Genomic DNA, 12,207 nt, shown 5'->3' on the forward strand with positions numbered 1-12,207 from the left:
GCTCCTCCTGCCCGGTTGGTGACACGTGTCGGCAGGCAGCGGACGCTGCCTGACCGAGGTTCATTCGATCTCTTGAGCCGGGCGCAGGATCAGACCGCCATCGATCACCATTTGCGACCCCGTGACGTAAGACGATGCGTTGGACGCGAGATAAAGCGCCAAGGGCTTGATCTCGTCCGCCTCAGCTACGCGTCCAAGACAGGACCACCGGACAAACGCCTGCCGGTCCTCGACATTGGCCATCCGGCCCCCGGCGATATTGGTGATGAAGGGGCCCGGACAAATCGCGTTCACACGGATCTGATATCGCCCAAGCTCCATCGCCAATTGCTTTACCAGATGGCTGACCCCGGCCTTCGCGGGCATATAAGGGGTCCCGACGATGCCATCGACATAGAATGCCGCGATGGACGAAGTTGCGATGATGGCACCGCCACGGTCCTGCTGCTTCATATGCTGGGCGGCCAGCTTCATCGTGTTGTAGATCGAGGTCAGGTTGACTCCGATCACCTTGTCCCAATGCGCGTCGTCCAAGGCATCGATCTGGCCTTCAGGGTTGCGTGCGCCCTCCGGTGTCAGAAAGCCCGGACCAGCGTCCACACCGGCATTGGCAAAGACCACGTCAATGCCCGACTGAGCTTTTGCGGTTGCGTCAAATGCCGCACGTAGCGCGGCTCGGTCTGTCACATCCACCACGGTGCCGGTCACCTTCCCTTTGGGCGCGGTTTCTCGGATGTCCGACAACGTGCGGTCGAGTTGCTCTTGGTTCAGGTCGAACAGGGCGACATTTGCCCCACGCTCAGCCATGATCTCTGCATAGGCCCGGCCCAGCCCATAGGCCGCACCGGTCACGATGACGGACTTTCCCGCCACATCAAACATCGTCTCAAGCGACATGTATTCCTCCCTGACTGAACCGATTGCGGATCAGATGAACATGTCTTTGTTGACGGGGATGTTGTTGGCTTCGCAGTGCGTGACATAATGGTCGATGAACCAGAAGACGTCCGCCGTGAACTCGAAATTCGCCTGATCGTCAAAGAACTCGATTGCGCCGTTGATCCAGAAAAGGGCCTTCATGCCGTTTGGATCGTCCGAATAGAGCGTGTGGGCCGTGCCCGGCAATTCGTAGACAAAATCACCCGGTCGCGCGACCCAGTCGTATTCGTAATAGCCCCAGGACCCTTCGAGGGTGACCGCAGACACGACACCCCTGTGGCGGTGCGTGCCGATGCGTCCGCCGCCTTTGACCCATAGAATGTTTGCCACCGAATTTTGGCGCACGTCAAAGGCCAGGTGCTTGATGGCTGCGTGTTCTCCGAAGGGCACCCAAGGGTTGTTCTCATCATCACCGGGGATGAAGGCGCCCTCTTTGCCAAAGCGATGGATCATCGCTTCGTGGGGTTCGTCTGGCAATTTGGTAATCAGCTTCTGGTCGTTCATGTGATCCTCCCTAAGCCCCCATTTTCAGGAGCGACGCCTAGGAGACAGGCGGGGGTCACAAATCGTCAAAACCTTTTTTTGATGCTGCATTGCGGAAAGCCTTTTCCGCGGCATGTTTGCGCTGAAAAGCTTGAGGAAAATGGTTAACAAGATCACCAAGGCATAGGTGGGTCGCGCCTCCTTTCTGCGGTGCGGCTTAAGTATATGATGAAACTGCTTCATCATATGATTAAATGCTTACATGAAAACACATCCTGACGAACTTGGTCTTCTCGACCGTGGCGGGCGCCCAACCCTGTCCGACATGCTCGATAGAATGACCTTCAGCCCGGCGCGCGGCAGCATCGAGCTGAATGGAGCGCGAATGGTCCTGTCCCGCGCGACCTACGCGGCCGACCTTCAGGACGAACTTATTCGCCGCTACGGCGAACACGAGGCGATGGTTCTTCTGCTGCGCCTGGGCTACCGAAACGGACGTGAGGACGCGGAGTTCATCCGGCAAGCCTGGCCAAATCTTGAGATCGGCGATGCGTTCACGGCGGGAACGCGCCTGCACATGGTCACTGGCACAGTTCGCGTCGAGACACTGCATAACGATTTCGACTTCAAGAACGACCGGTTTTCCGGCGATTTTCTCTGGCACGGATCGGTTGAGGCGATGGAATATTCTCGGCGTCACGGTCGCGCGATCAAGCCTGTTTGCTGGGCGCAGACAGGGTATGCGGCCGGATATGCCAGCGTTTTTTTTCGCAAGCTGATCCTTTACAAGGAAGTAAGCTGCGCGGCGATGGGCGACAAATTCTGCCGCGTTGTGGGCAAAACAGTCGATGAATGGGGCAAAGATGACCCATTCGTTCGAACATTCCTTGAGGAGGTGCTGGTCACAAGGCCCGAAACGTCGCCCCGCATTCGCAAAAATGGGCTGACACAGGGCAGTCAGACCGCCGGCATTCTGGATGACATGATCGTTGCGCCCGTGCGAAGGGATCTGGAGCGGCTGGCAATGGCAGGTTTAAGCACTGTCATCACCGGACCTCAGGGCACAGGATGCTTCAAGGCTGCCGCTTGGTTGCAGGCGAGGCGATTTGCGTCCGGTGAATTGCACCGCGTGTATGGCGGATCAGACACGCTTCCGGAGCTTCTTCGGGGCATTCGCCAAATGCTGGCCAAAAAGGGCGCGCGAGAACAGACCTTGGTGGTTGAAGCACTGGAAGATCTCCCCGCCGACGCACAGTTGGATTTGGTCAACCTGATGCAGGCAGACGGAGCCGCGCCCGACAATTTCATGTTGATCGGGCTATCACATCGTTCTTTGTCTCAGCTTCAATGCGACAAGAAACTGCGCGCTGACCTGCTTTACGCGCTGTCCGTTATGCCCGTCACAATGCCTTCCTTGGCCGCAAGGCAGGACGACATCGCAGTGTTCGGTGATATTTACTTGTCTCATCTCAGAACCCAACAAGATGATTTCGTTCTACAGCTCACGCCGGAGGCACGTGATTTCATTCGACAACAGTCTTGGCCGGGAAATTTTCCGGAACTCCGTTCGACAATTCTCCGCGCCGCTTTGAAAGCGGAGACGGCTGCCGCAATAACTGCGGAGGATATCGCCAAAGCTCTGACAAACGAAGCCTCCACCCGGCCTCAGTCGTCGGCGGTCGAGACGAGCAAGAGGTCCACTGCCGACTGCATTGACGCTGTTTGGGAGGCTACAAAATCTACCTTGGATCACGGAGTCCCGATAGACGATCTAATTGCGAAGATCGAGATCCTCGCATTGAACGAGGCCGGTGGGAATATATCGGCTGCTGCGCGTCGACTTGGCTTAACCCGGGCGAAATTGGGCTATCGCTTGGCCTTATTGAACAAGTAAGGCATTTTTGGATGGGGTAGCGTGAGGGACGCGTAATCCCCGCGCCATTGTTGCGCATTTCTCGAGAAGCCCAGACACGTTCTGTTCCATGAAAAACTTACCCTACGTGCGCAGTCTACAGGCATGCCGAGCGCGGTGTTGGCCGCTCCACTTTTGCCAAGCGAAGCGGGGAGGTGTTTCGATGCACACAGTGCATCGTTTCGCGCAACAAAGCTGCCTCCATTGGTATTTAAACCCGGAATGCTTGCGCTCCTACACAGCGACCGGCGCTTTGATCGCTGCATGTGGATCGTAACCTTCGACCACAAAGTCAGAAATTGAATACCCGTCAATACTTTGAGGCTTTCTGGCCAATCGCATGGATGGGAGGGGGCGGGGCGTACGTGCTATCTGCTCTCGTGCCTGTTCAAGATGGTTGAGATAAAGATGCGCATCTCCCCCGACCCAAACGAGTTCGCCTGGGCGAAGGTCCGATTGTTGAGCAAGCATCAACTGAAGCGCTGTTGCGCCGACAAAATTGAAAGGCGCTCCGAGCAGCAGATCGACTGACCTTTGAAAAAGCAGGCAATTCAATCGTCCGTCGGACGTGACGTGGTATTGATAAACCATATGGCATGGCGGCAGGGCCATTGACCCCAATTCCGCGACATTCCAGCCATGAAAGAGCATTCTCCGGCTGGTGGGGTTTTCGCGCAGTGTTTGAACCAAGGTTGCGATTTGATCATGCTCTTTGCCGTCCGGACCCTGCCAGCGGCGCCACTGCTTGCCATAGACGGGCCCAAGTTCGCCCCAGCGGGCCGCAAAGGCATCATCTTCAACAATTCGCTGTTCAAATGCGTCTTGCGAAATGGTGTCGCCTGTCTCCCTTCGGTAGGTCGCAAGGGGCCAATCGGACCAAATGCGCACGTTTTCGTTGAGCAACGGCTGAATGTTGGTGCCGCCAGTGAGAAACCAGAGCATCTCTTTCACGGCGGTTTTCCAATACACACGCTTGGTCGTGAGGATCGGAACGGTCCCATTTGAAAGATCGAAGCGCAACATCGCGCCAAAGACGGAGCGCGTGCCGACGCCGGTGCGATCAACGCGCTCGTCCCCATTCTCAAGAACGTGGGACAGTAAGTCGAGATATTGAAGTTCCGGGTGGCGCATGCCGACGTCTCTTAAATCATGTGAGGGAAGTTGTTGAGTTCCGTTGTACATAAGTTGATGGGGCGCATCCATAGGCTCGCGATGCGGAGCGGCACTGCCCATTCTTGGGGCTGTTTCCCAAGCCTCCACTGCATAGCTTTGCGTCGCTTGGTGTGACCGTTCAGTCCGCAAAAGTGTCGGGCATTCGAGAGAAATCACTTCTCCCCCTTCGAGGGGACGTCCGGCGGGTATGTTTTCCCGTCCTAATGCAGAATATGCGTGCTGAAATAGGCAGAGTTGCGCCGGATCTTTCGCCGCCGTGCGTCAGTCACTGCGCCGCTCTCGGTGGTGAACTCGGGCGCCGTGAGTTGGTCAAACCTGTGGCGAAAGTGGGGCGATTTTGCCGCACATCTTAGAGGTGTGCGGCTGGGCCGATTGACTTTTTTGAGGCCGCCAAACAGGATCGGGACAAAATATAAAAAGTTTTACCTGAGGCAGTTATCATGAATCGTGCAATCTTGGCACTCGCAATTGCGAGTGTCCTTTCCTCGTGCAGCTCAGGTGGGGGCAGCTCTCTTCAGAGCGATGATTCCAACGGTATTGGAACAGGCCAGCAGCCTTTGACCGAAGAGCCGGATGTGACCGGAGAGCCAGACAGCGAAGTCGTCCCAGAGGTGCCCGAAGACCCAAATGTCTACCTGACCCAGGCAGATGCGGAAGGCTTGCAGCTCAACAGCATCACCTACGATGCGGACACTGGCGATCTGGTTCTCAACAACCTGGATTTCGACGACACGAATCCATACTCGGCAGATGGCGCCGTCTCGGCAAGTTTCACAGGCGAGGGCTCCGGGTTTCGGGCATATCGAAACAACATCGGTCCTGATGAATATTACGCTGTTTTTCGGCTTACTGACGAAGGCTACGGTCAGGTCGCAGCGAGCGGCTCTCGGTCCGAGGTGTTTGACCGCGCATTTGATACCGGTGGGGCAGGGGCCGAGCGTTTGGTCGGCTCCGGCCAATTGCCCGATACGAATGCGACCTATGTTTTCAACGGCGAGTACGCTGGCGTTCGGACAATCCGCCCTGACGACAGGGCCGGGCCGACGGAGGACATTCAGTACGTGACGGGAACAACTCAGCTGACCGTCGACATTCAGGATTTTGACACAACAGGTAGCGTCCGTGGGCTTGTGTTCGACCGTACCGTTTTCGACGCGATGGGGGTGCCGGTTGGTGATCGTTCCATGGGCGAGGCGAACGTTGGCGATACGACCTTTATCCGTCTCGACCGGACGGACATTGATTTCGACAACTGGACTATCGTCTCCGGCGATGCGCAATTGGTGCACGTGTCTGCTACGTCCAACCGCCCTACGCCTCGTGAGGATAATGGTACGACAGATGGGCGCTGGGAGGGGCTTTTTGTCGGGCCGAATGGTGAAGAGGTCGTTGGAATCGTGGTTGTGGAGGATACGACGCCGATCAGCATCGGCATTGATCCCGATACCGGTTTGTACAACGATGTCGAGATCGTGCGTGAAGTCGGCGGCTTTGTTGGCTCGCGCTGAGCCGACAAGGCGTTTGACCAGCCTTCTGTGCGCGGCTTGGTTGGCGTTAATCTGCGTTGGCGCGCTTCCAGCGCTCGCCAATGCTGATCCGACCTCGCAAGAGACCCGCATGAGCCTTGATGAGGCGCGCGCTGTGGCGACACGTGCCTTGATGGCGCGGCGTCCGGACGTCGCATTGGTGCTTGTCAATGGCGTCCTGCTTGGCGAGCCTGAAGATCCTGTAGCATTGACCTTGCGCGCACGTGCCTTGCGTGACCTTGGCCGCCTTGATGAGGCCACCGAAGCAGGAGCGCTCGCCTGGCAAGCCGCTGAGACTCCGACGGATCGCTTTTACGCTGCGATGGTGCGTGCTCAGACAGGGGCCAGAGCGGGGCGCAAGGGGATGGCGCAACTCTGGCTGAGACGTGCCTCGGCAATCGCGCCGGACGAAGAAGCCCGTGCTGTTGCGATCCGTGATTTTCGCGTGGTGCGTCGGCAGACACCTTGGCGGCTGTCGCTGGATCTGAGCGTTGCGCCATCGGATAACCTTAACGATGCGCCACGCACGAATGAATTCACCTTTGGCGGTCTGACCTTCATCAACCCGACGGCTGTGCCATTGAGCGGAATACGCTACGGCGTCGATGCGGACTACCTCTATCGCTTTGCGCTGGACGGAAATGCACGTCTGAACCTGCGTGCGGGCGGCGGTTTGAGCCGTGTCAGATTTTCTGAGGATGCCCGTGACGAGGTGCCAGGCCTGGACAACGAAGATTTCCGGCAGGAACATATGGATGTCGGCATCGGCTTGGAACGTCGCGGTGAAGAGGGCCGGTGGCTTGGCTCTGTCGACCTGCTCTTTCGACGCGATTGGGTTGGCGGTGATGTGCTGTCCGACACGCGTCAGGTGTCGTTGTCTTATGGCCGCAGCTTTGGATCACATCTCATCCTTACGGGTCACGGGGCAATCAGCGACAACCACAGGCACGATGCAGGCGTACGCGATGCGACGACGCGATCAGGAGGGGTCTTGACCCAATGGAAAGGGGCGCAGGGCACGGTCAGCCTTGACCTGAGCCGCGCTGACATCTCGTCTGACTCGCGGTCTCTTGCGCGGCAGGTGGACCGGGTTCAGTTGGGCTACAGCCACGCGACTCCGATCAAGGGGACGCAGCCGCGCGTCGCATTGTCCTGGCAGTCAGAGGATTTTGACTTCGGACCATCGACGTTTTGGCTGGATCCGCGTGAAGATGACGTTTGGCGCTTGTCTGTCGATGTTCTGCTCCCGAAGCTAGAAAGATATGGCTTTGCGCCGGAAATCGGGGTTTCCTTCGAGGACCGAAGGTCCAATTATAGTCTGTACGAGAGCCGCAGCACCGATCTGCGGTTCGGACTGAAATCTGTATTCTGATCGGGGGCGGGTGTCTCCGATCGAGGGGGGCTCCCAATGAGCATTAAATACCTGCATACCATGGTCCGCGTAAAGGATCTGGACGCATCCATCGCATTCTACAAACTGCTGGGGCTGGTCGAGCGTCAGCGCAAGGAAAGTGAGCAGGGTCGGTTCACTCTGGTATTCCTGTGCCCGCCGGATATGGCGGACGGCCATGCGGATGTAGAGCTGACCTACAATTGGGACGGTGACGACGGGCTGCCGTCGGATTCGCGCCACTTTGGTCACCTCGCCTATACGGTGCCGGACATCTACGAGATGTGTCAGACACTGATGGATGCGGGCGTGACCATCAACCGTCCGCCGCGCGACGGGCACATGGCCTTTGTGCGCTCTCCCGACAACGTGTCCATCGAATTGCTTCAGGAGGGTGAGCCGCTCGCCCCGCAAGAGCCCTGGGCCAGCATGGAGAACACCGGCCATTGGTGAGGTTTCTGGCGCTTTTAACGGCGCTATTGTTGCCAAGTGCGGCGTCAGCCTGTCGGCTGGCGCTTCTCTTGGCACTGGACGTGTCGTCGTCGGTTGATGACGCGGAATATGCCCTGCAACGTGATGGTTTGGCAGCAGCGCTGCAAAGCCCCGATGTGGTGAATGCCATCGCCCAGGATGGTCCCATCGCACTGGCGATCTACGAGTGGAGCGGACGGCGACAGTCGGTTGTGGTTCAAGACTGGGTCTTGCTTGGTGGGGCAGCGGATATCGCACCAGTGGCGGCGCGCTTGCAGGCGCAGACCCGCACATATCGGCGCTATCCTACCGCTTTGGGCTATGCGCTTGGCTTCGGAGCGGGGCTTATGCAGCGGGCGCCCAGTTGTGAGCGGCAGGTGATCGACGTGTCCGGTGATGGGGTGACCAACGATGGTTTTGGCCCTGTGCACGCCTACCGGCATTTCCCATTCAATGATGTGACGGTAAACGGTCTTGTGGTTCTGGGGGCTGACCCGGCGGTGCTTGAGCATTTCGAGTTCGAAGTGATGCGCGGGCCGGGGGCTTTCGTGGAGATTGCCAGCGATTATACCGATTTCGAAGCCGCGATGGAGCGAAAGCTCTACCGTGAAATCCGTGATCGGATCGTTGGCGGACTGTCTCGGTGAGAGCGATCTTGCCCTTGCTTCTGTGTCTGTGGGGCGCCACGGCGCAGGGGGCGTGCCGTCAGGCGTTGGTCTTGGGGCTGGACGTGTCGGGATCGGTGGACGCCGCGGAGTATAGATTGCAAATGGACGGCCTGGCCGCCGCTTTGTTGCACCCGGAGGTCCAGACCGCGCTCTTCGCCATGCCTGAGGCGCCAGTATCTTTGGCGATTTACGAGTGGAGCGGGCCGGAAGCACAACGCGTCATTGTGCCGTGGCGTGTCATAAGCGACCCTTTGGCCTTGGATGCGGTCGCAACGACCTTGCGCCATGTGCAGCGGGGCGATGGCGCATCATCTACCGCTCTTGGCGCGGCAAAGTCTTTTGGGGCCGCGATGCTGTCAAAGCAGGCAGCCTGTTGGAAGCGGGTTTTGGATGTATCGGGGGATGGTACGTCGAACACTGGGCCTCGGCCAAAGATTGTGCGTCCCGATGGTATCACGATCAATGGTCTTGTGATCGGTGGGGGCGACGGGGGCGGACTGGATGCGCTTGCCGCCTATTACCACGCCTACGTGGTGCAGGGGCCGGATGCCTTTGTGGAAACCGCAGCGGGTTTCGCCAGTTTCGAAGCAGCTATGGTGCGCAAATTAAAGCGCGAACTGCAGGTCATGGTGGTCTCGACCCGGTAGTTGAAAGATGTTTGGGAAAATGGGTACCTGAGCGAAGCAAATAGCAGTCTGGCGTCATGGATTGAACAAAATGCACTCAGGTTTCGGTCAAAAAGCCCTCGGGCGGGCGTCAGAAGGAGAGTCTGGCCATTCTGGCCTATGCGCATCAAGGCGCGGGACTCAGTAGATGTATCGGATCTGATCGGTCCAATAGCGTTCCACGCGGCGCAGCGCCGTTGTGATGTCGTCGATGCCCTCGACGGTCAAGACGTTCCTGCCTTGCAATCCATCCGCGTGACGGCTGAACAGCTCTGCCACGATGTTGCTGATTTCCCGACCGCGTTGCGTCAGACGCACGCGCACAGAGCGGCGGTCGATTTCGCAGCGCTGATGGTGCATGTACCCCATTTCGACCAGCTTCTTGAGGTTGTAGCTGACGTTGGAGCCTTGGTAGTAGCCGCGGGTTTTCAGTTCCCCTGCGGTGACCTCGTTTTCGCCGATGTTGAACAGCAGCAGTGCTTGCACCGCGTTCACGTCGATGATCCCAAGCCTTTCGAACTCGTCCTTGATAACGTCGAGCAGAAGTCGGTGAAGCCGTTCCACCAAGCTCAACGCATCCAGATAGCTCGCCATGAAGCCCTGTTCCGGGCTCTTATCCATGGACGAATGAATGCTCATATCGTTTCTCCGCCTATTGTGATGAACGGCAGCTTTCACGGATAAAACCAAATATCGCGTTAAACCGTGCCGAAAGCCGAGAAAATTGGAACCACTTTTGCGCGGAAGGCGTTCTTACAGATGTGCGGCGAGATGCTTACTTCTGATGCAGTTTGGTCCCGCGAACTGGCAAACACATCGAAGTGGTCTAACATGCCTGACGGTGTTCCGCCTGCTCAGGTTGAAATTTTTACCCTAGGCTGTTAGACACAGCGTTCTGGCGTCACACAAATTAAAAAAATGAGGCAGCGCCGTGCTGGAAAATTTTAAAAGTTTCTGGGGGGATTTCGTCCAACCCATTTATCAAAGACCGAAGCGATTGCAGCTTGCCGCGCTATGCTACCGTTTTCATGGCGATGAATTGCAAGTCCTTTTGATCACAAGTCGTGACACCGGGCGATGGGTTGTGCCCAAAGGCTGGCCAATGAAGGGCAAGGATTCCACTGGGACGGCTCTGCAAGAAGCCTGGGAAGAAGCCGGGGTGTTCGAGACGCGCGCGGTCGGCAAGCGGGCGCTAGGCAGCTTCGTTTATGAGAAGCGCCTGAAACGTGGCTGGAGCCAACCGATCGAAGTCTGGGTGTACTCTGCTGAAGTCGTGAAAATGTGTGCTGATTTTCCCGAGGCGCATGAGCGCAAGCTGCGCTGGTTTACCCCAGCAGAGGCTGCCGCACGGGTGCTGGAACCGGGGCTGAAGAAGCTCATTCTTGATTTCGATCCCAAGGTCACCCCTCAGAACACTTGAGATAAAGCGCCTCAGTCGTTACTCCGCCCGGAACCGGAGCGGAGAACACTATGACCGAGAAACGAGATTTTCAGGCCAATCACGCCGATACACTGGATCGCGACCTCGGGCGGCTATCTACGCTTGAGCAGGCCACGGCCTATGTGTCGCGTCCGATGGCGGGAAAGGGCGTTGCACTGGTCTTTATGGTGCTGGCTGCTTTGCTGGCGTCTATCGCCTTTGGCGGCTCCGACAATACCATGGTCATCGTGATCGCCTCGGCCTTTGGTGCTTACATGGCGTTGAACATCGGCGCGAACGATGTGGCCAACAACATGGGGCCTGCGGTCGGGGCAAATGCGCTGACAATGGGTGGGGCGATTGCCATTGCCGCGATCTTTGAAAGCGCGGGCGCGATGCTGGCAGGCGGTGACGTGGTGGGCACCATCGCCAAGGGCATCGTCGCTCCGGAAGCCATGTCAGATGTGAACGTCTTCATTTGGGCGATGATGGCAGCGCTGCTGTCCTCGGCGCTTTGGGTGAACTTGGCCACATGGATCGGCGCGCCGGTCTCTACCACGCACTCTGTCGTGGGGGGCGTTATGGGGGCAGGCATTGCTGCGGCCGGTTTTGGTGCGGTGGCATGGCCCACTATGGGCAAGATTGCGGCCAGCTGGGTGATTTCACCTCTGCTCGGCGGCATAATCGCTGCAGCCTTCCTGTGGTTCATCAAGTCTCGCATCGTATATCAGGAAGACAAGATCGCAGCCGCGCGCCGCTGGGTGCCCGTATTGGTGGGCATCATGGCCGGATCCTTTTCCGCCTATCTCGCAATGAAGGGGCTCAAGAAGGTCGTCGATATCGACTTCACCACTGCGCTGGCCATCGGCGGAGCGCTGGGCGTGGTATTTTGGGCGGTGATGATTCCGGTGGTAAAGCGCCAGTCGAAAGGGCTGGAGAACCGGAACAAATCCCTGAAGGTGCTGTTTGGGGTGCCGTTGATCGTCTCTGCTGCGCTGCTGTCTTTTGCGCATGGGGCGAATGACGTGGCCAATGCGGTCGGCCCGCTGGCCGCGATTGTTGAAGCCTCACGCACGGGAACGTTCGGCGATGGCTTTGGTATTCCGCTGTGGGTGATGTTGATCGGGGCTTTCGGCATATCCTTTGGCCTGTTCCTGTTCGGTCCGAAGCTGATCCGTATCGTGGGGTCGCAGATCACAAAATTGAATCCGATGCGCGCCTATTGCGTCGCGCTGTCGGCTGCCATCACTGTGATCGTGGCGAGCTGGCTGGGCTTGCCGGTGTCCTCGACGCACATTGCGGTCGGCGCGGTCTTTGGTGTCGGATTTTTTCGTGAATGGGATTTCGAGCGGCGACTGAAACGCGCGCGCATGTCCATGCCAGAACGTCCCTCGCTCCCACGCGAAGAACGCCGCCGTCGAAAGTTGGTGCGCCGGTCGCACTTTTTGACCATCGCCGCCGCATGGGTGATAACGGTTCCTGCGGCAGCTGTGCTGTCGGCCATCGTGTTCCTGGGCATTCAGGCGATGGTTGGTTGAGGCGACGAACGTCCCGTAAAAT

At 57.9% G+C, this 12,207-nt stretch carries 12 protein-coding genes; 8 read left to right on the forward strand and 4 right to left on the reverse strand.

Annotated elements, in window-relative coordinates; all coding sequences use genetic code 11:
* Positions 1–60 precede the first annotated feature (60 nt).
* Positions 61–897 (reverse strand): SDR family NAD(P)-dependent oxidoreductase, encoded by an 837-nt coding sequence (locus tag GGQ68_RS20770; protein WP_183969368.1) that lies wholly within the window; start codon positions 895–897, stop codon positions 61–63.
* A 30-nt stretch (positions 898–927) separates the two neighbouring features.
* On the reverse strand, positions 928–1,443 hold the full coding sequence (locus GGQ68_RS20775) for a 2,4'-dihydroxyacetophenone dioxygenase family protein (RefSeq protein ID WP_183969369.1): 516 nt from the start codon (positions 1,441–1,443) through the stop codon (positions 928–930).
* Between the two features lie 304 nt (positions 1,444–1,747).
* Here GGQ68_RS20775 and GGQ68_RS20780 point away from each other — a divergent pair, with 304 nt between their 5' ends.
* Entirely contained in the window at positions 1,748–3,316 is a 1,569-nt protein-coding gene (locus GGQ68_RS20780; protein WP_281374919.1) for a XylR N-terminal domain-containing protein, read from the forward strand.
* Positions 3,317–3,568: 252 nt separating this feature from the next.
* On the opposite strand, the gene GGQ68_RS20785 is transcribed toward GGQ68_RS20780, so the two are convergent.
* Complete coding sequence (locus GGQ68_RS20785; protein ID WP_183969374.1) at positions 3,569–4,465, reverse strand: thymidylate synthase; 897 nt, start codon at positions 4,463–4,465, stop codon at positions 3,569–3,571.
* Between the two features lie 599 nt (positions 4,466–5,064).
* Here GGQ68_RS20785 and GGQ68_RS20790 point away from each other — a divergent pair.
* The 5 genes from GGQ68_RS20790 to GGQ68_RS20810 all read left to right on the forward strand — a co-directional run bounded on the left by GGQ68_RS20790 (position 5,065) and on the right by GGQ68_RS20810 (position 9,209).
* Positions 5,065–6,015, forward strand: coding sequence for a hypothetical protein (locus GGQ68_RS20790; RefSeq protein WP_183969376.1), 951 nt, complete (start codon positions 5,065–5,067; stop codon positions 6,013–6,015).
* A gap of 109 nt (positions 6,016–6,124) precedes the next feature.
* Positions 6,125–7,405: a tetratricopeptide repeat protein gene (locus GGQ68_RS20795; protein WP_183969378.1), complete on the forward strand. Its 1,281-nt coding sequence runs from the start codon at positions 6,125–6,127 to the stop codon at positions 7,403–7,405.
* Positions 7,406–7,441: 36 nt separating this feature from the next.
* A complete protein-coding gene (locus GGQ68_RS20800) occupies positions 7,442–7,876 on the forward strand; it encodes a VOC family protein (protein ID WP_183969380.1) in 435 nt (144 codons plus the stop codon).
* Positions 7,873–8,541, forward strand: a complete 669-nt coding sequence (locus GGQ68_RS20805; RefSeq protein WP_343056031.1) for a DUF1194 domain-containing protein — start codon at positions 7,873–7,875, stop codon at positions 8,539–8,541. The genes GGQ68_RS20800 and GGQ68_RS20805 overlap by 4 nt, the downstream gene beginning before the upstream one ends.
* 8 nt (positions 8,542–8,549) lie before the next feature.
* Positions 8,550–9,209 carry a DUF1194 domain-containing protein gene (locus GGQ68_RS20810; RefSeq protein WP_221235669.1) on the forward strand — a complete coding sequence of 220 codons (660 nt, stop codon included), beginning with the start codon at positions 8,550–8,552 and terminating at the stop codon, positions 9,207–9,209.
* Between the two features lie 159 nt (positions 9,210–9,368).
* Here the strand turns inward: GGQ68_RS20810 and GGQ68_RS20815 are convergent, their stop codons facing one another.
* The gene (locus GGQ68_RS20815) at positions 9,369–9,866 is read right to left on the reverse strand and encodes a MarR family winged helix-turn-helix transcriptional regulator (protein WP_183969384.1); all 498 of its coding nucleotides are present in this window, start codon (positions 9,864–9,866) and stop codon (positions 9,369–9,371) included.
* A 292-nt stretch (positions 9,867–10,158) separates the two neighbouring features.
* Here GGQ68_RS20815 and GGQ68_RS20820 point away from each other — a divergent pair, with 292 nt between their 5' ends.
* Positions 10,159–10,647 carry an NUDIX domain-containing protein gene (locus tag GGQ68_RS20820; RefSeq protein ID WP_183969386.1) on the forward strand — a complete coding sequence of 163 codons (489 nt, stop codon included), beginning with the start codon at positions 10,159–10,161 and terminating at the stop codon, positions 10,645–10,647.
* A 50-nt stretch (positions 10,648–10,697) separates the two neighbouring features.
* Entirely contained in the window at positions 10,698–12,185 is a 1,488-nt protein-coding gene (locus tag GGQ68_RS20825) for an inorganic phosphate transporter (protein ID WP_183969388.1), read from the forward strand.
* The last annotated feature ends 22 nt before the right edge of the window (positions 12,186–12,207 follow it).

It is taken from the genome of Sagittula marina (assembly GCF_014196795.1).
GTDB classification, from domain to species: domain Bacteria; phylum Pseudomonadota; class Alphaproteobacteria; order Rhodobacterales; family Rhodobacteraceae; genus Sagittula; species Sagittula marina.